The 22,119-nt window shown below is 32.5% G+C and carries 19 protein-coding genes; 15 read left to right on the top strand and 4 right to left on the bottom strand.

The genetic code is table 11. The features are described from left to right. Positions 1 to 34: 34 nt before the first annotated feature. The 11 genes from Q0910_RS24815 (at position 35) to pdxH (ending at position 12,702) form a co-directional block, all read left to right on the top strand. Positions 35 to 2,815, top strand: a complete 2,781-nt coding sequence (locus Q0910_RS24815) for a gliding motility-associated C-terminal domain-containing protein (protein ID WP_299222688.1) — start codon at positions 35 to 37, stop codon at positions 2,813 to 2,815. Between the two features lie 3 nt (positions 2,816 to 2,818). Further along, positions 2,819 to 3,736 carry a type IX secretion system membrane protein PorP/SprF gene (locus Q0910_RS24810; protein ID WP_299222687.1) on the top strand — a complete coding sequence of 306 codons (918 nt, stop codon included), beginning with the start codon at positions 2,819 to 2,821 and terminating at the stop codon, positions 3,734 to 3,736. A gap of 3 nt (positions 3,737 to 3,739) precedes the next feature. Further along, positions 3,740 to 5,797: an OmpA family protein gene (locus tag Q0910_RS24805; RefSeq protein ID WP_299222685.1), complete on the top strand. Its 2,058-nt coding sequence runs from the start codon at positions 3,740 to 3,742 to the stop codon at positions 5,795 to 5,797. A gap of 69 nt (positions 5,798 to 5,866) precedes the next feature. Further along, a complete protein-coding gene (locus tag Q0910_RS24800; RefSeq protein ID WP_299222684.1) occupies positions 5,867 to 6,448 on the top strand; it encodes a hypothetical protein in 582 nt (193 codons plus the stop codon). Between the two features lie 209 nt (positions 6,449 to 6,657). Further along, complete coding sequence (rpsA, locus tag Q0910_RS24795; RefSeq protein ID WP_299222683.1) at positions 6,658 to 8,484, top strand: 30S ribosomal protein S1; 1,827 nt, start codon at positions 6,658 to 6,660, stop codon at positions 8,482 to 8,484. A 178-nt stretch (positions 8,485 to 8,662) separates the two neighbouring features. After that, entirely contained in the window at positions 8,663 to 9,202 is a 540-nt protein-coding gene (gene pyrR, locus Q0910_RS24790) for a bifunctional pyr operon transcriptional regulator/uracil phosphoribosyltransferase PyrR (protein WP_299222681.1), read from the top strand. A gap of 62 nt (positions 9,203 to 9,264) precedes the next feature. Then, a complete protein-coding gene (locus tag Q0910_RS24785; protein ID WP_118455370.1) occupies positions 9,265 to 10,194 on the top strand; it encodes an aspartate carbamoyltransferase catalytic subunit in 930 nt (309 codons plus the stop codon). A 4-nt stretch (positions 10,195 to 10,198) separates the two neighbouring features. After that, positions 10,199 to 10,531 (top strand): ribonuclease Z, encoded by a 333-nt coding sequence (locus Q0910_RS24780; RefSeq protein ID WP_299222679.1) that lies wholly within the window; start codon positions 10,199 to 10,201, stop codon positions 10,529 to 10,531. Positions 10,532 to 10,583: 52 nt separating this feature from the next. Continuing rightward, on the top strand, positions 10,584 to 11,036 hold the full coding sequence (locus Q0910_RS24775; protein WP_299222677.1) for a thioredoxin family protein: 453 nt from the start codon (positions 10,584 to 10,586) through the stop codon (positions 11,034 to 11,036). Between the two features lie 62 nt (positions 11,037 to 11,098). Beyond that, positions 11,099 to 12,004 (top strand): ribonuclease Z, encoded by a 906-nt coding sequence (locus Q0910_RS24770; protein ID WP_299222675.1) that lies wholly within the window; start codon positions 11,099 to 11,101, stop codon positions 12,002 to 12,004. A gap of 53 nt (positions 12,005 to 12,057) precedes the next feature. Then, positions 12,058 to 12,702: a pyridoxamine 5'-phosphate oxidase gene (gene pdxH / locus Q0910_RS24765; RefSeq protein WP_299222673.1), complete on the top strand. Its 645-nt coding sequence runs from the start codon at positions 12,058 to 12,060 to the stop codon at positions 12,700 to 12,702. A gap of 10 nt (positions 12,703 to 12,712) precedes the next feature. On the opposite strand, the gene Q0910_RS24760 is transcribed toward pdxH, so the two are convergent. After that, positions 12,713 to 14,893 (bottom strand): OmpA family protein, encoded by a 2,181-nt coding sequence (locus Q0910_RS24760; protein WP_299222671.1) that lies wholly within the window; start codon positions 14,891 to 14,893, stop codon positions 12,713 to 12,715. Positions 14,894 to 15,287: 394 nt separating this feature from the next. Between Q0910_RS24760 and Q0910_RS24755 the strand changes: the two genes are divergently transcribed. The 4 genes from Q0910_RS24755 to Q0910_RS24740 all read left to right on the top strand — a co-directional run bounded on the left by Q0910_RS24755 (position 15,288) and on the right by Q0910_RS24740 (position 19,444). Continuing rightward, positions 15,288 to 15,773, top strand: coding sequence for a histidine phosphatase family protein (locus Q0910_RS24755; protein WP_299222669.1), 486 nt, complete (start codon positions 15,288 to 15,290; stop codon positions 15,771 to 15,773). Positions 15,774 to 15,779: 6 nt separating this feature from the next. Further along, the gene (gene ppk1 / locus Q0910_RS24750; protein WP_299222667.1) at positions 15,780 to 17,885 is read left to right on the top strand and encodes a polyphosphate kinase 1; all 2,106 of its coding nucleotides are present in this window, start codon (positions 15,780 to 15,782) and stop codon (positions 17,883 to 17,885) included. Between the two features lie 5 nt (positions 17,886 to 17,890). Further along, positions 17,891 to 18,790, top strand: coding sequence for an exopolyphosphatase (locus tag Q0910_RS24745; RefSeq protein WP_299222665.1), 900 nt, complete (start codon positions 17,891 to 17,893; stop codon positions 18,788 to 18,790). A 96-nt stretch (positions 18,791 to 18,886) separates the two neighbouring features. Further along, positions 18,887 to 19,444: a porin family protein gene (locus tag Q0910_RS24740; protein ID WP_299222664.1), complete on the top strand. Its 558-nt coding sequence runs from the start codon at positions 18,887 to 18,889 to the stop codon at positions 19,442 to 19,444. Between the two features lie 56 nt (positions 19,445 to 19,500). On the opposite strand, the gene Q0910_RS24735 is transcribed toward Q0910_RS24740, so the two are convergent. The 3 genes from Q0910_RS24735 to Q0910_RS24725 form a co-directional block, all read right to left on the bottom strand. Continuing rightward, positions 19,501 to 20,082: a tRNA-(ms[2]io[6]A)-hydroxylase gene (locus Q0910_RS24735; RefSeq protein ID WP_118455408.1), complete on the bottom strand. Its 582-nt coding sequence runs from the start codon at positions 20,080 to 20,082 to the stop codon at positions 19,501 to 19,503. A gap of 100 nt (positions 20,083 to 20,182) precedes the next feature. Then, a complete protein-coding gene (locus tag Q0910_RS24730; RefSeq protein ID WP_299222663.1) occupies positions 20,183 to 21,601 on the bottom strand; it encodes an alginate export family protein in 1,419 nt (472 codons plus the stop codon). 45 nt (positions 21,602 to 21,646) lie between these two features. Then, positions 21,647 to 22,096: a hypothetical protein gene (locus Q0910_RS24725; protein ID WP_299222661.1), complete on the bottom strand. Its 450-nt coding sequence runs from the start codon at positions 22,094 to 22,096 to the stop codon at positions 21,647 to 21,649. Positions 22,097 to 22,119: the final 23 nt, after the last annotated feature.

Genomic DNA, 22,119 nt, shown 5'->3' with positions numbered 1-22,119 from the left:
AGAATTATGACACTTACATATAAACTAATAAACTTTGAAAGAATATAGAACAGAATTACTATTCATTTTATTGATATTATTTGGAAGCTTTGGGAAAATTATATCTCAATGCAATCAAACTCAGGTGATATCAATATGTGATATGACTACCATCGATTTTGATATCGATGGTGTACCTGATGGTATCATTAATTTGTATACTGAAACAGGTACTACTACCGCCGATGGTGTTTGGTCAACTACACCTAATATTTCTGTTGTTTTAGACGAAACTACTGGAAGTTTACCAACTTGGGAATTACGAGATGCTTCAGAGAGTATAACGGACTATCAATTTATATTATCAAGTCCCGATTGTGGTGATGATCCTGTTTTAGTTGTAAGTCTTATTTTGGGTCCTTATTCTGGCACGGCACTACCACCGGATGATGATGATATCAATTATTATATCTGTGAAACTACTGGGCAATTAGATCTTAATACAGTTTTAGTAACTAATAGCGTAACACCTGGAGCTCATATAAATGGATTTTGGACTTTTACTGGAAACAATCCAGATGGAGGATCTGTATCAGGTAATGTTTTTACTGGAGGGCCTGTAGAATATCAACCAGGACTTCCAAGAGTGGATCAAAACGTATATGAGATAAGCTATGTTGTTCCTGGAATAACACCTTGTAGCCAAAGTACTCAAACAACAATAAGAGTGTCTGTGGTAAGACAAGTAGATGCTGGTATACCAGATAATCAATCAATTTGTGAAAGTAGTATTCTTGCTGGAGAATGGGATAATGATATTAATGTTAGAGATTTTTTAGATGGAGAGGATATAGAAGGTTTTTGGATTGAAGAACAAAATGGAAATCCGGAAAACTTAACTATAAACATAAAAGATTTATATGAAGAATTAATTGATAATGGTAACAATCTAAGATTTGGTTGTGAAACATATAGTTTTAGTTATAAAGTAGAAAAACGATCGGTCGTTTGTAGTGATGAAACATCTACAGTGAGTTTTAGTCTATATGAACAACTTAGACCTTTTCAGCAATCAGAATTTCCAGTAGTTTGTCCAGGTAAAATAGAGGAACCTCCTGTAATTATAAATCTTTTTGATTTATTAGAGTTTACCCCAGGTTTTGAGTACAAGAACAATGTCGCTACTCATTGGGAGTTTGTTTCAGGGCCAAGTGACCTAGGATTAGTGTCTAAAAGAAGAACTGGATTAACAGATCCTACGCTACTGAGATGTATAGCGGATCCAGCAATCACTGATGATGATTTACTACCACCTTATTACGATGCTAATGGTCCGGTAAGAACCAATGGAGCGAGACCTGGAGAATATAGGTTTAGATATTATGTATGTTCCAGCATTGTGGGGTGTGGTGGAAATGCATGTCCGGATTTAGAAGCAGAAGTAGTTTTACAAATTTTAGCAGAAGATCATGCGGGAGAAGATACTTCGGGGTTAAGTTTCTGTATTGACCAAGGATCAGTTGACCTAAGAAGTTTATTAATTACTAATGGAATTGATGATATTGTAGAAACCGGTATTTGGACCAACCAAAATGGTGATCAAATTGATAATCTTTTTGTATTTCCAGATACATTAATACAATCGCCGCAGGAGTTTGCATTTACATATAGTACCGTAAGTGCAGATAATTGTTCGGATAGTGCGGATCTAACTTTTACAATTTATGAGAACGCTAATGCGGGAGCAGGAAGTGGGACTCCAATAACATTATGCTCTGATGATTTAACCGTTACTCTTTTTGATTTATTAGAAGGTGATCCTGATACAACAGGTATTTGGACAGGTCCTTTTGGATATACTTCTCCTGATCATCTAGGTGTTTTTGATGCTTCGGACCTGACTTTACCGATTTTAGGACCTGGAGATTATGTATATAGCGTAATGGGAAATGAAAGTTGTGTTGGTTCGGATCAGGCAACAGTAACTATTGAAATTGTTGAACCCGTGGAAATAGGTAACGATAGAAGCGATTCTTTTTGTGAAATTGATGGACGCGTAAATTTATTTACAATTTTAGATAATGATACACCAAGAATAGGAAGTTTTGAGGATATAGAAAATACAGGCGCATTAACGCCAGAAGGAGTTGTAGAGTTTGATTTATTGCCTAATCCCGATAACGAAATCAACAAAATATATAATTTTAGATATGTAATACCTAATACTGCTCCTTGTGATGAATCGGCTCTCAATGTAGAAGTGCAAATTATAGATTTGCCAGAACCCAATGTACCGGATCAGGAGTTTTGTATTTTGGATGCAAAAAGGTTAGATGATATAGAAGTAGATGTCTTAAATTACAATTGGTACCCTACACTAGAAAGTGATATGCCAATTATTGATAATCCATTACTTGTTGATAATCAAATTTATTATATAGCGACTGTGGATGCAGATAATTGTGAATCCGAAAGGGTGACTGTTGCTATCAATATACTCAATATGGGTGAGCGATTCTCTAATGGAGATTTATGTTCGTTAGATTTTCAAGATGGAGTTTCTCCAGATGGAAATAACCAAAATGATACTTTTGAGCTATTTATAGAAGACGAGTTTAATATTCCAGTCGCTTTTCCGGATTTTGATTTGAAAATTTATAATAGATATGGAGCCACTGTCTTTGAGGGTAATCGAAATACAGAGGAATTTAGAGGAGAAAGTAATGTTTCAATACGATTAGGAGATGATCTTCCATCTGGTACCTATTTCTATATTTTCACTCCCAATTTTGAAAATAATTTTCCAATTCAAGGAAGCTTTTACCTAAGCAGATAAACAATGAAATCACGATTAATTTTTAGTATAGCTATAGTTTTCTGCTCAGTATTATATGGACAGCAGGATCCACAGTATTCTCAATACATGTATAACATGAGCACAGTTAATCCTGCTTATGTTACGAACCAAAGTGGATTGATTTCCACAGGTTTATTATATAGAAAACAATGGACTGGAATCGATGGTTCGCCAGAAACAGCAAATGTTTTTGGGAATATTCCATTAAGTGAAAAGATTGAGTTAAGTGTTAATTATGTAAATGATAGAATCGGTGAGGCAATTAGTACAAATAACAATTTTTTCAATGTTGATTTTGCGTATATCACTCGTGTCTCTGATCGTTTTAAGTTGTCCTATGGATTAAAAGCCGGAATCAATAGTTTTAAACTGGATGCTTCTGGCTCTGATGTAGCAGATGATCCTGCATTTGCTAGCAATAACTCTAAACTGCAACTTAATATTGGAGCAGGACTATTCTTATTTTCTAATAATTTTTATGCAGGAATATCATCTCCAAATTTATTGCCTAATGATGTAGATATTAGTGGAATTGGAGTTTCACAATCAAAAACACATTTATATGGAGTAACAGGTTTCGTATTTGATCTGGTAGATGAGGTTAAACTGAAGCCATCAATGGTGATAAAACAAGTATTAGATTCGCCGCTAACATTCGATATTTCATTGAATTCTTTGATTTATAATAAATTCGAATTAGGGATTTCTTATCGCTATGAAGATGCTTTTATTGCATTGGCAGGTTTTAATATAACAAAAAACCTAAAAGTTGGATATTCATATGATTTTAGTACAAGCGAACTAAGTGGATATAACAACGGAAGTCACGAAATTATTTTACTATATAATTTCGATTTACTCAACTTTAGTAATAAATATACATCTCCAAGATTTTACTAGGCTATGAAAACTAAAATAATACTCGTATTAATCTTATTGATTACACAGATCACTTTTTCTCAAAAAAAGAGTAGAGCTGATCGTTTTTTCGAAAAAGGAGACTATATAAATGCAGCGTTGGGATATGAAGAAGAATTAAACCAAGAAGGATATGAGAAACATATTCTTAAGAATATTTCTACCTCATATTACAATACATTTCAGTTTAAAGAAGCGTATAGATATCTTAAAATTTTGACTTCCGGAAAGTTTTATGGAAAGGATAAGACTTTTGATAATTCATACAATTTCATGATGTATCAGGTGCTTTCTGCATTGGGTAAATATGAAAAAGCCATTGATTTTCTAGCGTTATATAAAAAGAACGAAGAAACAGTCGAGTTAAATAAATCAAACGCAATAGCTATCATAGAAGCTTTTAAGCTTAAAGATGATGATTATACTATAAAACCTCTTGAGTTTAATTCTAAAGCATCAGAGTTTGGTGCTGTCAAACTTGATAGCACTTTGTATTTTACCTCAGATAGAAGTTCTAGTGGTTTTATGAGTAAGAATTATAAATGGACACACCGGCCTTTTTTGGATATATATGCTGTAAAAGTGAATAAACAAAATGTGGCTGTTTCAGAGATTGAAGCTATTTCTGGAGAAATTAATTCTAAGCTACACGAAGGTAATTTTTGTTTTACTTCTGATGGTAATACTATTTATTTTTCAAAAAGTAATTCAGAGAAAGGAAAAAAGAAGTTTGACAGCTTAAGAAACAATTCAATTCATTTGTATAAAGCTCTAAAAGTTGATGGTTCTTGGCAGACTCCAGAAAAGTTAGCGTTTAATAATACTACCTATTCTATTGAGCATCCTTCTATTTCTGAGGATGATACAATGTTGTATTTTTCTTCTAATATGCCTGGAGGATACGGAGATTTCGATATTTATGTTACAGAAATTAATATAGACGGAACTTATGGAGCACCAGTTAATCTTGGACCTATGGTAAATACCATAAATAGAGAACAATTTCCTTTTATTTCTAAAGAAGGACATCTGTTCTTTTCTTCTAATGGTCATTTGGGATTAGGAATGATGGATGTTTTTGTTTCAGAAGCAAAAGAAGGAACGTTTACCAAACCTATAAATCTGGGAGCACCGATCAATTCTAGTTACGATGATTTTTCTTTGACCTATTATGATGAAAATGATGGTTTTTTTGCTTCTAATAGAAAAAATAAAATAGAAGATGATATCTATTCTTTTTCGCAGATTGGAGAGATATTTTTAAAGGAGTACCCAGCGAGATTTGAGGTAAGAGAATTTGCTACAGATAATTATATTCCTAATGCAAGTGTGACCCTATATGACGCGGATAAGAAGACGGTTTATGAAAAAGAACTAGATTCTATAGCGTCTTTCAATCTAAGTGTTTTTCCAGGAAAGTATGATTTTAAAGCTTCTTCTAGTGGATATGAAACTAAAATCAAGCCTATTTTGATTAAGGAAAAAGATGAGGAGACTTATATTATTTATTTAGAAAAGAAGAAAGAACCTGTTATTGTCGAAAATCCTGAAGAAACTAAAACAGAAGCTGTTAATACTTCTAAAGATAATAAAAGAACAAAGAGAGAAGAGCTTACGGCCGAGGAACTAAGACTGAAGTTACTTTCTGATAAAGAAGGCCCTCAGGTTATCGAAAAGAACGGAAAGCTCTATTTTGATTTACCACCTATCTATTTTGACTATGATAAATGGAATATTAGAGCAGATTCTAAAAAGGTACTAGATGAGTTTGCGCTAAAACTGGATAAATATAAAACTGTTTATATTAAGATTGATTCTCATACAGATAGTAGAGGGACTGATTCGTATAATAAGGTTTTATCAGAAAAAAGAGCAGAATCTACTCGTAATTATCTGGCATTGGTTGGTTATGTGAATGCCAGAAGAATGCAGTTTGAAGGGCTTGGAGAATCGCAACCCTTAATAAGTTGTGAAGATAAAATATGTACAGAAGAAGAACATCAAATCAATAGAAGAAGTGAGTTTGAGATTGTTAAGTATTAAGATGTCTAAAGTTTTATTGTACGGATATCATAAAATAAAAGCTTAGAGAATTATAAATAAATAATTAAAATGAATATGTATAAAAATTTTAGTGTTTTTAAAAGAAATGCATTTCTTTTCTTTTCAATAATAATTTTGTTAATAAGTTGTTCCGATGGAGAGGATGGAATTAATGGAGGAAATGGTTTAAATAGTTTAATTGAGACAACAGGCGAGCCAACAGGTGTTAATTGTGAAAATGGAGGAGTGAAAATAGATTCAGGTTTGGATGCCAATTTAAATGGAACCTTAGAATCAAATGAGATAACTTCTACGGAATATGTTTGTAATGACGAAAAACTATATAGAACATATGCCGCACTTCTAACTCAAAACGATGAAAATAATCCAATAGAGACAATTTTGTTGAATGAATTAAATATATCTATAGATTGGGTGCGATTAGATCAAGGAGAATATCAAGGTACTCTATCTGAACCAATCGATGAGAAAACTACATTAATATTTCAGGTTAAAGATGAAAATATTTTATCTACGAGTGAGTTTTTTGATTCAATGACTATTCTTTTACATAATAGAGTTAGAACAAACCTTTATCAACCTGTAGATGGTTTTGAAAATGCTGTTTTGGAAATTAAAAAATATAATTAGAGTAAATAAAAGGGATTATACATTTTATATAACTTTCTTTGTTTTATAAATATGCAGTAGTTTGCTTTCTAATGAATTAAATTGTATTTTTGCACCCCTTTTTAGCGAGTAAGAGAATAAAAAAGGGGTTAAAACAATTTAATTTAACACTTCTGTATAAGTTTTCGCATTGATTCTCAAATAAGTACAGGATACAAATTTTATCTTCAATGTCTGAAGAAACAAAAAACACAGACGTTCAGGAAGTAGAGGCTCCAAAGGCAGCTCCAGCTGTATCTCCTCAACAAGAAAACCCTGAGCAATTTTTAAAAGATTTTAACTGGCACAACTACGAGGAAGGTATTGACCCAATCGAAGATTCAAAACTTGAAGAGTTTGAAAAGCTAGTTGCAGAAAATTTTGTTGACACCTTAAATGATGAAGTAGTTGATGGAACTGTAATTAATATTACTGATCGTGATGCTATTATTGACATTAATGCAAAGAGTGAAGGTGTTATTTCATTAAATGAATTTCGTTACAACCCAGACCTTAAAGTAGGTGATAAGGTTGAGGTATTAATTGATGTGCGTGAAGATGCTACAGGTCAATTAATTTTATCTCACCGTAAAGCACGTGTGATCAAGGCTTGGGATAGAGTAAATAATGCTCACGATACAGGCGAAATCGTAAACGGTTTTGTGAAGTGTAGAACAAAAGGTGGTATGATTGTGGACGTATTCGGTATCGAAGCGTTCTTGCCAGGTTCTCAGATCGATGTGAAGCCTATTCGTGATTATGATGCTTATGTTGGTAAAACAATGGAATTTAAAGTGGTTAAAATTAACCATGAATTTAAAAACGTTGTTGTGTCTCACAAAGCACTTATCGAAGCGGATATAGAAGAGCAGAAAAAAGAGATTATCGGTCAATTAGAAAAAGGTCAGGTATTAGAAGGTACTGTTAAGAATGTTACTTCTTATGGTGTATTCGTTGATCTTGGAGGAGTTGATGGACTTATCCATATTACAGATCTTTCTTGGTCTAGAATTAACCATCCAAATGAGATCGTTGAGCTTGATCAGAAATTAAACGTAGTAATCTTAGACTTTGATGAGGCTAAGACTCGTATCCAATTAGGTCTTAAGCAGTTGAAACCACATCCGTGGGAAGCTCTTAATAATGAACTTAAAGTAGGAGACAAAGTAAAAGGTAAAGTAGTTGTTATCGCTGATTACGGTGCATTTATCGAAGTTGAAGAAGGAGTAGAAGGATTGATCCACGTTTCAGAAATGTCTTGGTCAACACATTTACGTTCTGCACAAGATTTCGTAAAAGTTGGAGATGAAGTAGAAGCTGTAATCCTTACTCTGGATAGAGAAGAGCGTAAAATGTCTCTTGGTGTTAAACAATTAACTCCAGATCCTTGGACTGATATTACAACTAAATATCCTGTAGGTTCTAAGCACACAGGTATCGTTCGTAACTTCACTAACTTTGGAGTATTCGTAGAGTTAGAAGAAGGTATCGACGGATTGATTTATATCTCTGATCTTTCTTGGACTAAGAAAATTAAGCACCCATCGGACTTTACTAATGTTGGTGATAAGCTTGATGTTGTAGTTCTTGAGTTAGACGTAGAAGGACGTAAATTAAGCCTTGGACATAAACAAACTGAGGATAATCCTTGGGATAAGTATGAAAAAGAGTTTGCTGTTGGAACTAAGCACACGAACACCATTACTGAGATTGTAGACAAAGGTGCTACTATTGATTTTAATGAGGATATTGTTGCTTTTGTACCATCTCGTCATCTAGAAAAAGAAGACGGCAAGAAGCTTACTAAAGGTGATGAAGCAGAATTTCAAATCATTGAGTTCAACAAAGAATTCAAAAGAGTTGTAGCTTCTCATACAGCTTTATTTAAGGAAGAAGAAGCTAAGATCGTTAAACAAGCTGCTAAGAAAGCTGCTGCAAGTTCATCTGAAAAAACCACTCTTGGTGATATCGATGCATTAGCTGATCTTAAAGCTAAAATGGAAAAAGGAGGTAACTAAACTTCTTAATTTCAATATATAATGAAAGACCGTTCGAGAGAACGGTCTTTTTTGTTTGTAGATTTGCCACAGAATTCTTACCAATGTGTATTTAGAATTGTTAAAACTTATGATGATCAACTGATGTTATAACTCTAAAATTTATTAACTTTGTATACCAAATATCTATTTGGAGATTATGAGTCAAAAATTACTACTTAGTGCAAAAGAGATAGATATTATTCTGCACCGTTTGGCTTGTCAATTAATAGAAAACCATACACATTTTGAAGATACAGTTCTGGTAGGGGTTCAACCAAGAGGAATTTTTTTAGCAGATAGGATAAAGAATATTTTAGTTAAAGATTATCAATTAACTGAGCTTAAAATGGGGTATCTTGATATCACCTTTTATCGTGATGATTTCAGAAGAGGAGAAAAACCTTTGGAAGCGAATAAAACACATATTGATTTTACTGTAGAAGATAAGAGAGTTGTTTTTATAGATGATGTCTTATATACAGGGCGAAGTATAAGATCTGCTTTAACAGCGATACAATCTTTTGGAAGACCTAGAGAAATAGAGTTACTTACGTTAATTGACAGACGTTTTAGCAGGCATTTACCAATACAGCCTAATTATCGTGGAAGACAAGTGGATGCGATTAATCAGGAAAAAGTAAAAGTGCATTGGTTGGAAAATGGTGGAGAAGATGCTGTGTATTTAATAAGTAATTAAAGTTAAATAATTTCTGAAATGCTATCAAAAACATTTTGGGAGTATAATAAGAATATAAACGAATGAGCGAATTAAGTGTAAATCACTTACTAGGAATTAAATATCTTAAAAAAGAAGATATAAACCTCATTTTTGAAACTGCTGATCATTTTAAGGAAGTGATTAACAGACCGATAAAAAAAGTTCCTTCGCTTAGAGATATAACGATTGCTAATCTGTTTTTTGAAAATAGCACAAGAACCAGGTTGTCATTTGAACTTGCTGAAAAAAGATTATCTGCCGATGTTATTAATTTTTCTGCGGCGTCATCTTCAGTTAAAAAAGGAGAAACTCTGATTGATACGGTTAATAATATCCTTTCTATGAAAGTGGATATGGTCGTAATGAGACATCCAAATCCTGGAGCAGGTGTTTTTCTTTCTAAGCACGTAAATGCAAGTATTGTAAACGCAGGTGATGGAGCTCACGAGCATCCAACTCAAGCTTTATTAGATTCGTATTCTATACGAGAAAAATTAGGAGAAATACAGGGGAAAAAAGTAGTTATTGTTGGAGATATTTTGCACTCTAGAGTGGCACTATCAAATATCTTCGCACTTAAATTGCAAGGAGCAGAGGTAAAAGTATGTGGTCCGAAAACGTTAATACCGAAGTATATTGAAAAACTTGGGGTTACCGTAGAAACGGATCTTACTAAAGCTTTGCAATGGTGTGATGTTGCTAATATGTTACGGGTTCAAAATGAACGAATGGAAATAAGTTATTTTCCATCTACTCGAGAGTATACCCAGCAATTTGGAGTAAATAAAAGGTTATTAGATAGCCTTGATAAAGAAATTGTAATAATGCATCCGGGACCTATCAATCGTGGCGTAGAAATCACGAGTGATGTTGCTGATTCTAAGCAAGCCATAATATTAGATCAGGTGCAGAACGGAGTAGCAGTGAGGATGGCGGTTATTTATCTTTTAGCTTCAAAAATAAAACAATAGACTTATGATATTTAATAAAGAAGGTGCAACAACAATAATTACACAAGAAAAAGCTACCATAGTAGATTTTGTAAAAGGAATTGAGGATAAATATGAATCCCTGAAAAATGATAACATTGTGGTTAATCTTTTTTCGTTAAAAGAATTATCCGTAAGCGATATTAATGAATTTCTAAGAGTTTCGAAAAAACATAAGACCAATAAACGCTCGTTTGTTATTGTAACTGATAAAGTGTCATATGATGAAACTCCAAAAGAGATTACAATTGTGCCAACTTTAATAGAAGCATTAGATTTGATCGAAATGGAGGAAATAGAAAGAGATCTAGATTTTTAATTTTTTTTCGTTTGGTCTGTAATCTAAAGTGTTTTTTTACGTCTTAATGCCTATGAATAAATTAGCCCCATTTATTCTTGTGTTTGTATTTATATTTTCTGGTATTACTTATGCACAAGATTGGAAATACGACTTTGGTGAAGCAAAAACTTTAGCAAAAGAAAAAGATCAAAATATTGTTTTACTCTTTACAGGATCCGATTGGTGTCCTCCTTGTATAAAATTAGAAAGGAAGATATTCTCTGATCCTGAATTTAATAAATTTGCGAATCAAAATTTCGTTTGGGTAAAAGCAGATTTTCCTAAACGTAAAAAAAATAGGTTACCAGAAATTCAACAACAGAAGAATATAGAACTTGCGGAACGATACAATAGAAAAATGGTCTTTCCGGTTATTTTGGTAATTGATAAGGAAGGCAAAGTTCTTGGTGCAACTGGGTATAGAAAAATGTCTGCAAAACGTTATATAGAATTGCTTACTACTTTTGATTCTTTTGGACACTGAGATTGATTAATATATAAGATTAGAGTATCTTCACACTCTTTTAAATTAAGAAGTAAAGACAATTGAAAGTAACAATTTTAGGCTGCTATTCGGCAACACCCAGAACGTTTACGAACCCAACTTCTCAGGTATTAGAAATAAACAATCACATTTTTCTTATCGATTGTGGAGAAGGTACTCAGGTAGAACTTAGAAGAAATAAGGTAAAGTTCTCCAGGATCAATCATATTTTTATTTCTCATCTTCATGGAGATCATTTTTTTGGTTTAGTAGGATTAGTTTCTACATTTAGAATGCTAAATAGAGAAAACCCACTTCATATATATGGACCAAAAGGAATAAAAGAAGCGATTACATTACAATTAAAACTTTCTAATTCCTGGACGGATTATCCCTTGCATTTCCATGAACTAACTAGTTCAAGTTCTGAACTAGTATACGAGGATGATAGGGTGACTGTTCATACAATACCGCTTCAGCACCGTATCTATTGTAATGGATTTTTATTTCGGGAGAAACCAGGCGACAGAAAACTAGTAATGAATAAGGTGCTTAATTATGATATTGATAAGGCATATTATAAGTCTATTAAGAAAGGTAAGGATGCTGTATTAAATGATGGGAGCGTGATATCGAATGCAGAATTAACTGAGGACCCTATACCTGTTAAAAGTTATGCTTTTTGTAGTGATACTAGATATGATGAGGATAAGATCTCTTTAATTAATGAAGTTACTGCTTTATATCACGAATCTACCTTTTTGGAGAGTCATAAACATTTATGTTATAGAACTGGACATAGTACAGCTATCGAAGCAGCAACTATTGCGAAAAAGGCAAGTGTAAGAAACTTGATTTTAGGTCATTATTCTACAAGGTATGATAATATTGAACAATTTAAAGATGAGGCATTAACGGTTTTTGACCATGTAGAAATTGGAGATGACGGTAAAGTTTTTGAATTCTGAATGGAAGAATTTGATATTTTGGGTTAAACTAAATAAAAACTAATTAAATAACGATGAATAGAGATCTTACAGGTTATAGAAAATCTTATGATAAAAAAGCATTGGAAGAAAGCGAGTTGCCTGAATCCCCTTTTCAGTTGTTTTCCAATTGGTTTAAAGAGGTTGAAGAAGCTGGAGGAGTAGAAGAAGCTAATGCAATGACACTAACTACCTTTGGCTTAGACGGTTTTCCTAAGGCAAGAATCGTTTTATTGAAACATTTAGATAATGATGGATTTGTGTTTTATACCAATTACCAATCCGAAAAAGGAAAAGCTATTGCTAATAATAATAAAGTTTGTATTTCTTTTTTCTGGCCCAATTTAGAACGTCAGGTTATAATTAAAGGAGAGGTTAATAAGATACCTGAAGAAGGAAGTAATAAATATTTTCAATCTCGTCCACGAGGAAGTCAGTTAGGTGCTTGGGCATCTGATCAGAGTAGCATTGTTGAATCACGAGAAGTTTTAGAGGAAAAACTTACATCATTAGAAAAGAAGTACCAGGATAAGGAAATACCAAAACCTGATTTCTGGGGAGGTTTCTGTGTCAAGCCAATCGAATTTGAATTTTGGCAAGGCAGACCAAATAGACTACACGATAGAATTAGATATATTTCTGAAAAAAAGACTTGGAAAAGAGAAAGACTAGCCCCTTGAATAAATATCGTTAGTCCATTATAACAAAGTTAGACCTTCTGTTTTTTCGATATTCATCTTCTTCACAATCCTGGCCATCAAGACAGTTATTTACAGGTCTTGTTTCTCCAAAACCTCGATAAGAAAGTATTCTGTTTTCAGAGATATCTTGATTAACTAGGTATCTGAATATAGACTCCGCTCTTTTTTGCGATAATACTAAATTATAATCAGTATCTCCACGACTATCAGAGTGTGTTTCTATTTTGATAATCATATCAGGATATTCTTCTTTCATTAATGATACGACTTTATCAAGTTCTACGATCGCTCTTTCGGTAATATCCCATTTATCAAATTCAAAATAGATTTCATTTAATTTGATTAGATCATTTAGGGTTTTGCTTAATTCTATATCGGATGTTAAACCGGATTTTGGATCTCGTCCTGTTTTAACTACATCATCATTGTTGATTCCTGTACTTTCTGTATTTTCTGATTTGTTAGATGTGTTTAATTCAACAAGATTTTTATCGAGTTCTTTTGTTCTGTCTACAAAATTAGTATTAGCATTAGGGCAATTTAACCCACTCATGTCAACAGCTAACTTAAGCTGGTAATAATCTGGAAGATTACATTTATTCATATAATTGTAACCTTTAGAATATTTCTTTGTTTCATTAAAAGAGCCATTAAATTCTGCTGTAACTGGCTGATCTACAATAGTAATTTCTCCTGTTTCATTTAATAGATCACAACTAGTATTTACTTTGATTGAATACTTAATATCAAAAGGTTCGCTATCAATTTTCACCATTTTGTTTGGTACCGAAAAACTCAACGTTCTTGAAGGCTCATCGTATGATACTTTAATTCTTTTAGAAGGAAGGACAACCGATTCTTTGGTAAATATTACATGTTCCGGTAAAATATCTTTTATAATAGTATTCTTAGCATCGTCATTACCATCATTATTAATAGTTAGACTGTAAATTATATCCTGATCAGGTGCAACCATATCATTCGGAAAAACAAAACTATTGTCGGTATAACGTGATCTTTTTATAATTTGAATAGCCGGTTCATATATTTCTACACTAAAAGCTACAGCCATAACAGAATATCCATCATTATCTGTAAGCAATCTAAAGCTTGATTTTGTTTGATTGTTACCTATTATACTATTTCTTGGATTTTTGATTTCAAATAGATCCGCATCATACCCCAGTGTGTTCTGACTAGCAGGAACTCTGGACGTAATGTTCTTTCCATTTTCGGTTATATTAGCATTAAAGAAATTGTTCATAGGGTTGGTATTGTCTGTAATACCTTTGTACTTATTAGTTTCATTAGACAATACCTGAAAACGATCTCCTCGTATACCTTTATCACCTTCATAAGAAATAACCCCGATTTTTCCATGTACAGCGCCTTCCGGAATCGTTTGAAAGTTATCGAAAGAAAACTCTACAGGTTTGGCCTTGGAATCAATATTTACAAAACCGTCGTATACATAAAAACGTTTCCTAGGTTTAGAGTTATCTTCATAAATAACAACCATTGTCCAACCACCTGCTAAACCATTTCCAAGAGTAGCATCGTCATTAACCTCTGATGTTGTAGCCGGAATATTAGCTACAGTATATGTTCCTGTTGGATTATCAAGATTCATAACCTGATCAGTAATATCTTTATAACAAGAATATTGCTTAAACAAGGATTTAGAATCATTGTAGTAATCATGGATCACAGTGGCATCGGTAATGGATGTATAAGATTCATTACCTGGATATTTAATTTTTATTGAAGTAATATCGTTTTCCCGGTTTTCGTCTGCATAAGAAGCTGTCCAATATAAACCTACGTGCTTAATAGAGGCACAGCCCGAAGTAATGTCTAAATCTGCACTGCTAGAGTTAAAAGTAGATGGATCATTATCTATATCTATAAAGCCCATTCTAAATTGATTGTTCAACCCACCATTGTTATAGCTCTTATTTGGGTTAAAAACATCAGTTCCATCATCATTACTTACTTTTCCTAAAATAGTATTAGAAACGAACTTAAAATCTCCTTTAATAGTAAACTCAGTTCTTTTTTCAAGAGGAACTTCAACCTGACCATATATATTCAACGAAAAATATAGTATAGCAATGACAAGGCTAAAATTCACCTTTTTAAAATCTATTATTTGTCTACAATTTTTTTCCACTTTTCCTTTTTTAATCCCTATAGGTTAACTTAAATTTTGTTCTTAAATTGTGTTTAATTAATTAGGGTACTTGTCTTCATTTTAAGGGGAAACCGTAGGTAAATTTAAATTTTAACATCTGATTATGTAAGTAAAAATTGTTCTTTTCGATATAAAATACGGTTTTATCGATTAAATGCATTTAATTATTTAACTCATTTTCATTGAATTAGCGATTTTTTTCACAATAATTTATGATATGATAGGTATATCATTAACTTAATCTGAAATATTTTTTGATTAAACATTTTTTATTATCAAAGAACTTTTTTTATGATATTATACTTAGAATTGTAAATGCTTATTCTTAAACTTGCGTATATATAATCTATATTGGTTAAAATAATCCTGAGGTATGAAAACTTTATATATTATTAGACACGCTAAATCTTCTTGGGAATTTGATTTAGAAGATCACCAAAGACCTCTTAATAAAAGAGGATTAAGAGATGCAGATTTAGTTGGTAAAAGGCTGAAAACCCTTGTTAATACTGTGGATAAGGTATTAAGTAGTGATGCTGAAAGAGCGAAAACTACTGCAAAAATTATTTTAGACAATCTTGATATTAATGAAAATGTATTTAGTTTAGAATCAAAACTTTATGACTTTAGTGGTCATCAGGTTATAGAAGTGATTAAAAGTTGTAATGATACTATTGATACTTTAATGATTTTTGGACATAATCATGCATTTACATCTATTGCAAATCTTTATGGGAGTAAAGTAATAGATAACTTGCCTACTGCAGGAGTTGTAGGTATTCAGTTTAATGTCGATAATTGGAGCGATATAGAAGTAGGAAAAACCGTACTAACTCTGTTTCCTAAGGAATTAAGGTAAAGTTAAATGACAGAAAATCAAGTTAATAAGTATATAAATAGAGAGTTAAGCTGGCTGCAATTTAATGCTAGAGTATTACAAGAAGCATCTGATGACAGTGTGCCATTGTTAGAACGGTTACGGTTTATAGGTATATTTTCTAATAATTTAGATGAATTTTTTAAGGTACGATATGCGGCAATTAAACGAATAGATCTTGCCGGTCGTGATGGTAAAAATGTCCTTAAAGGAAAAACGGCAAGTGAATTGCTGGAACAAATCACCAAAATTGTAATTAAGCAACAGTCTGAAAGTTTAAAAACCATTAATACTATTGGAGAAAAACTAAAAGAACACGACATTTTTATTATTGATGAAAATCAAGTAACTACAGAGCAAGATAGTTTTATACGTAGATATTTTGTCGATAAAGTTAGTCCTGCATTAGTAACTTATATATTAAATGACCTTGATAAGTTTCCACACCTTAAAGATAGTGTTGCTTATCTTGCGGTGAAATTGGTACTAAAAGATAGTGTACCTAAAGAAGGAGCGATATCTAAGATCTTACATCAGAAAACTAAGGAAAAAATTTACGCCTTAATTGAGATACCTAAAAATACGGATCGTTTTGTAGTATTGCCAGAAAAAGATGGTAAGAAATACATTATTATACTAGATGACTTGATTAGGTACTGTATGCAAATTAACTTCAGTATTTTTGACTATATCAGTGCTTCTGCACATATGATTAAAATTACCAGAGATGCACAGCTAGATTTTGATAACGATTTTAGTAAAAGTTTTATACAAAAAATTTCGAGCAGTGTAAAATCCAGAAGAGATGGAGAACCTGTAAGATTTGTATACGATAAAACCATAGATAAGGATACGCTTAATTTTTTAATGGAAAAAATGGGGGTAGATAATGCGGATAGCATTATTCCAGGAGGTAGATATCATAATCGTAGGGATTATATGAATTTTCCGGATTTAGATAAAAAAGAATTGGTATATCAACCTTTATTGCCGTTAACCATTCCGGGTTTAAGTTTACAAGGTAGTTTATTAGATAAGATTGCAAAAAAAGATTATTTACAGTACACACCCTATCACACCTTTTCTTATACTGTAAAATTTTTGAGAGAGTCGGCAATTGATCCAAAAGTAAAAACGATTAAAATTACTATATATCGATTAGCCAGTATCTCGCACATTGCAAGTTCTTTAATTAATGCGGCAAAGAATGGAAAGAATGTGACTGTACAGATTGAGCTTCAAGCGCGATTTGATGAAGAGGCAAATATTGGTTATGCAGAACAAATGCAAAGAGAAGGTGTAAACCTTATCTTTGGAGTTTCTGGCTTAAAAGTGCATTGCAAAGCATGTGTAATTGAGAGAGAAGAAAAAGGAAAATTAAAACGATATGGGTTTATAAGCACTGGAAATTTTAACGAATCTACCGCAAAAATATATACTGATTATACATTGTTTACAACAAATGAAGCAATTCTGAAGGAGACAAATAAGGTATTTAAGTTTTTTGAGATTAATTATAAGGTAAGTAGATATAAACATTTGTTAGTTTCTCCGCATTATACTAGAAGTTCTTTGGTAAAATTAATAGATATCGAAATACAGAATAGTAAGGAAGGTAAGCCATCAGGTATTAAACTAAAGTTAAACAGCCTTAGCGATTATTCAATGATCGATAAATTATATGAGGCTAGTAGAGCTGGAGTAAAGATTGATCTAATTATTCGAGGAATATGCTGCTTGATTCCTGGAATTTCTGGAATGAGCGAAAATATTAGGGCGATAAGTGTAATCGATAAGTTTTTGGAACACCCAAGACTCTTGATTTTTAAGAATGGAGGAAATCCTAAAGTATACATATCATCCGCCGATTGGATGAGAAGAAACCTGGATAGACGAGTAGAAATAACGTGTCCTATATATGATGATGATATTAAAGAAGAGCTAATGGATACTTTCGAAATTTGTTGGAGTGATAATGTGAAGGCCCGAAAACTTTCAGAGAATCAAGATAATGGGTATATTCGAAACGATAATACGAAAGTAAGATCCCAGATTGCAACGTATGACTATTATTTAAGAAAACTAGGAAATTAAATATTTTGTTGACTATAGAAAAATATGGAGCCATTGATATAGGTTCTAATGCAGTTAGATTATTAATCAGTAGTGTCCACGAGGAAAATGGAAAAACTACTCGGTTTAAAAAAACCAGTTTAGTTCGTGTTCCAATTCGATTAGGTGCAGATGTATTTTTAACGAATAGAATTTCCGAAGAGAATGTTACTAGAATGATAGATGCCATGCAAGCATACCATCTATTAATGAAAACGCATAAAGTAGTTCGATATAAAGCATGCGCTACATCTGCAATGCGAGAAGCAGAAAATGGTAAAGAAGTAGCCGATCTGATTAAAGAAAAAACAGGAATAAAGATTGATATTATTGATGGTTCTGATGAAGCAGCAATTATCGCAATGACGGATCTTCATGATTTAATTAATTCTGATGCGACTTATCTATATGTAGATGTTGGAGGTGGTAGTACTGAGTTTACTTTATATCATAATGGTAAAACGATAACTTCCAGATCATTTAAATTGGGAACAGTTAGGTTGTTAAACAATGTTGTTTCCGAAAGTACTTGGAAAGAAGTAGAAGAATGGATTGAAAATGTAACTAAAGGATATTCTAGATTATCTTTGATCGGATCTGGTGGAAACATAAATAACATTTTTAAAAACAGTGGAAAAGGTAATGGAAAACCACTTTCATTCTTATATCTAAGTTCCTATTATGACTTATTGAAGTCGCTGTCATATGAAGAGAGGATATGGGAGTTAAACCTGAATCAAGATAGAGCAGATGTGATTTTACCAGCTACTAGGATATATTTGTCCGCTATGAAATGGAGTGGTGCTCAAGAAATTTTTGTTCCTAAAATTGGTCTCTCTGATGGAATTATAAAATCACTATATAGTGAAAAATTAAATGAAATTTAAGAGAAAATTCCCTTAATCGCCTGAAAAGATTGAAAAAACTCATTTTTTTGTTTTAACTTGGACTTCTTAACCAAATGTATAATAAATACTTACGCTATGAATAAAACTTTACTTTTTGTTTTTGCTTTATTAATTGGAACTATTACTATTAATGCGCAAGAATCCAGATACGGAATTAGAATAGGAGCTAATTTAAGTTCGATAAGTTCTGATGACATAACTGGAGATTTAGATAAAAGTAGGATAGGAGTTGTTGTAGGTTTTTTAGCAGACTTTGCTTTAACCGAGAAATTAAGATTACAACCTGAATTTCAATATTCTGGACAAGGGAATAAAGATAAAGATCTACGCGTTAATTATCTTCAAGTGCCAATTTTATTAAAATATAATATTACAGATCTTTTTAATGTTCAATTAGGACCTCAGGCGGGAATTAAGATATGGGAATGGGAAGATAATCAAGCTAATATTGTTGACTTTGGCACGTTCGATTTTGCAGCTGTTGCAGGAATAGGAGTTAATGTTACAGACAATTTCTTTGTCGATTTGCGATATGCTTTTGGGTTATCTAATGTTTTTGATGAAGATGGCTCTTCTATAGATATAGATGGTAATAGTAGAAATATTCAATTATCTGTTGGGTATAGACTATAATTAAACAACTATATATAAATATAATAAAAATGCTCACTAGATGGAGGGCATTTTTATTATCCGTGGATAGATTCTTTTTTACTTAAGGATTTCATAATCTCAGCTTCATAAATGAGTAGATCCTGCCATTTTTTATCAACTTCTTCACGGTCACCATATTGACGAGCAAAGCCAAGAAACATAGTATAATGGTTAGCTTCGCTCACCATTAGATCTTTATAAAATTTTGCAAGTTCTTGATCTTCTAATTCTTCAGAAAGTAGTTTGAAACGCTCACAACTTCTGGCTTCAATCAAAGCTGCATATAATAATCGATGTACTAATTGAGTAGTTCTGCTACCACCTTTAGGGAAAAATGTAACTAATTGTATTACATAATCATCCTTACGATCTCTGCCCAATGTCCATCCTCTTGCAATAATTTTATCGTGTACCATTTTAAAATGGCTAATTTCTTCTTTTACTAATTTTGTCATTTCCTGAACTAACTCAGTATACTCAGGAAAACTAACGATTAAAGATATAGCTGTTGATGTAGCTTTTTGCTCACAATAGGCATGATCCGTTAGGATTTCTTCAATATTCTTTTCTACAATATTTACCCATCTTGGATCCGTTGGAAGTTTTAGGCCTAACATCATCTATTTTTTATCGGTTATAGAGAGCAAAATTAATGTTTTGAAATATCTAATGCTAATGGAGCTATGAAAAATAGATTAGCAATACTTCGTCATTTTTTTAAAACTTAAAGCTCAATGTTGGAGCGATATAAAATATAGATTCTGAATCTCCGGATGCTTTGATAAATTTCCCTGGAATAAAGTAGGTGCTTCTAAGATCAAAAGATATATTCCTATTAAACTCATACATTATCTGTAAACCTATGGCATCGCCAATATGTTTTTCTGTAATCCCATTTGCCTCTCGAATCTGAAAACGTGGAGGAGTATAAAGGCCATCATCGCTAGATGTTCTATAAAATAGAGCGTAATCCATATACACTGAAAACCCTTCTGCCGGATAAACGGTTACGTTAGGATGAAAACTAGTAAGATTAGCAGGAGTATTTACACTTGCCAAACTGTATATTGCAGGATTGACAAATAACGGATTAAACGTCTGTATTTTTCCATCTCCTGCTTCATTGTCACCTTTAGACCAATCGAGTTTTAAACCAATTGTAGTTCTCCATGTAGTGTTAATGAAAACATACTTCCAATCTGTTTCAATATTAAAAGCGCTAATAGTGCTACCATCCAGGTCACCAAATTGATATATAACTTCGGTATTATAGCTCACTTTTTTTCCTATCATTCCAAATCTTCTTAGTCCAACACTATGCCTTACTTCTTCTCCAAAAACATCATTGAATCCTGCTGCTTTTGATCTAAATCCCAGATAATATAATTCATTGGTACCATTTAGATTTTTGATAGGAAACTGTGCTCCAACCGCCCATATTTCGGGATTAGTTGAATTTCCATTAAAAAGCTCAAAATCATTATCAAAGGCTTCAAATTCCGGAGAAACTTCTTTACCATAAAAAGCCTTTGCAGTAGTATTACCATGTTTGTATTTTATGGCACCAAGGTCAAAAGTTCTCCTGATATTTGGTCCTTCTCGATTGCCTACTAATCTACTGGCTCCTAATGTCATTTCCTGACGTCCAAATAAAAATGATAGGTTATTATTTTCTTTAGCTATAAATTTGATTTCTATAAATCCTTGATGCCAATCAATAGCATCAGTTTCAGGGGATTGTTCTTCATTACTGGTATACCCATGATATAACTCGCCAAAAAATCTGACATATTTTCCTAAATTTAGACTAGTGTGTACATTTAATCGCTGTGAGTAAAAAGTCTCGTCTTCAGTGCTCCAATTCTTATTCGTAAAATGTTCCACACGGGGTCTATACTGACCACCTAATGTGAGATAAATCGATTTGCTGTTATTTAGATTTATATGCTTTAAGGCATCCCCAAAGCCTTTTTTATAGGGATTACTATCCTCATCTTTTAGGTATTCGTAGTTTTCGTCGGCTCTATTTGTTTTAAGGGCTGGAGGATCTTCCTTTTCTTGTGCAACTACCTTTGTATGAATACCAATTATAGCTATACAAGCAATGAAAAATTTGACGATTGTGGATATTGACATAAAGTGAATTTTACAGTAAGACTTGCTATTTTCGATGAGAAAAAATTATAAAGTTTTATCCCCTTTGAAGTAAGCATAAAAACTTAAAATAATAGCCGCAGAGGAAACAAATGTCATGATTGTTCCTGGAACAAAATTGACATAACCTCCTAAATCCATAAACAAGAAATACCCTAAATCTGCTAAACCACCTGTTATCGCTGCAAGAAAAATGGCATTTTTATTTCCTTTCCAAATAAATAAGGCAGATATAATTGTTACTAATCCAATCCAAAATAGATTAAACCCATGTTGTCCTATAACAGCACCAGCTGCGTCTGGATATTCCATTTGTAGTATAGCTGGGTCTACTGCGTCAGCAATACCACTAATGGCAGAAGCAATATCTCCAGATAGTATAAAATTCATGGTTAATACTCCGGCAAGCACATGCACAAGACCCCAGATAATCCATAAAATGGTTGAAATTTTGAATAGAATGTTTAAATTTTTCATAATACATTGAAGTTATAATTAGT

The organism is uncultured Aquimarina sp. (assembly GCF_947495315.1).
GTDB lineage: Bacteria > Bacteroidota > Bacteroidia > Flavobacteriales > Flavobacteriaceae > Aquimarina.
This window is presented reverse-complemented; position numbering and strand designations above follow the sequence as displayed.

Excerpts from the sequence above, each read along its gene's own strand:
- Q0910_RS24735 (WP_118455408.1), bottom strand. The coding sequence starts at position 20,082 with ATGTTAGGCCTAAAACTTCCAACGGATCCAAGATGGGTAAATATTGTA.
- Q0910_RS24725 (WP_299222661.1), bottom strand. The coding sequence starts at position 22,096 with ATGAAAAATTTAAACATTCTATTCAAAATTTCAACCATTTTATGGATT.
- Q0910_RS24730 (WP_299222663.1), bottom strand. The coding sequence starts at position 21,601 with ATGTCAATATCCACAATCGTCAAATTTTTCATTGCTTGTATAGCTATA.
- Q0910_RS24755 (WP_299222669.1), top strand. The coding sequence starts at position 15,288 with ATGAAAACTTTATATATTATTAGACACGCTAAATCTTCTTGGGAATTT.
- rpsA (WP_299222683.1), top strand. The coding sequence starts at position 6,658 with ATGTCTGAAGAAACAAAAAACACAGACGTTCAGGAAGTAGAGGCTCCA.
- pdxH (WP_299222673.1), top strand. The coding sequence starts at position 12,058 with ATGAATAGAGATCTTACAGGTTATAGAAAATCTTATGATAAAAAAGCA.
- ppk1 (WP_299222667.1), top strand. The coding sequence starts at position 15,780 with ATGACAGAAAATCAAGTTAATAAGTATATAAATAGAGAGTTAAGCTGG.
- pyrR (WP_299222681.1), top strand. The coding sequence starts at position 8,663 with ATGAGTCAAAAATTACTACTTAGTGCAAAAGAGATAGATATTATTCTG.
- Q0910_RS24810 (WP_299222687.1), top strand. The coding sequence starts at position 2,819 with ATGAAATCACGATTAATTTTTAGTATAGCTATAGTTTTCTGCTCAGTA.
- Q0910_RS24780 (WP_299222679.1), top strand. The coding sequence starts at position 10,199 with ATGATATTTAATAAAGAAGGTGCAACAACAATAATTACACAAGAAAAA.
- Q0910_RS24740 (WP_299222664.1), top strand. The coding sequence starts at position 18,887 with ATGAATAAAACTTTACTTTTTGTTTTTGCTTTATTAATTGGAACTATT.
- Q0910_RS24775 (WP_299222677.1), top strand. The coding sequence starts at position 10,584 with ATGAATAAATTAGCCCCATTTATTCTTGTGTTTGTATTTATATTTTCT.
- Q0910_RS24785 (WP_118455370.1), top strand. The coding sequence starts at position 9,265 with ATGAGCGAATTAAGTGTAAATCACTTACTAGGAATTAAATATCTTAAA.
- Q0910_RS24800 (WP_299222684.1), top strand. The coding sequence starts at position 5,867 with ATGAATATGTATAAAAATTTTAGTGTTTTTAAAAGAAATGCATTTCTT.
- Q0910_RS24805 (WP_299222685.1), top strand. The coding sequence starts at position 3,740 with ATGAAAACTAAAATAATACTCGTATTAATCTTATTGATTACACAGATC.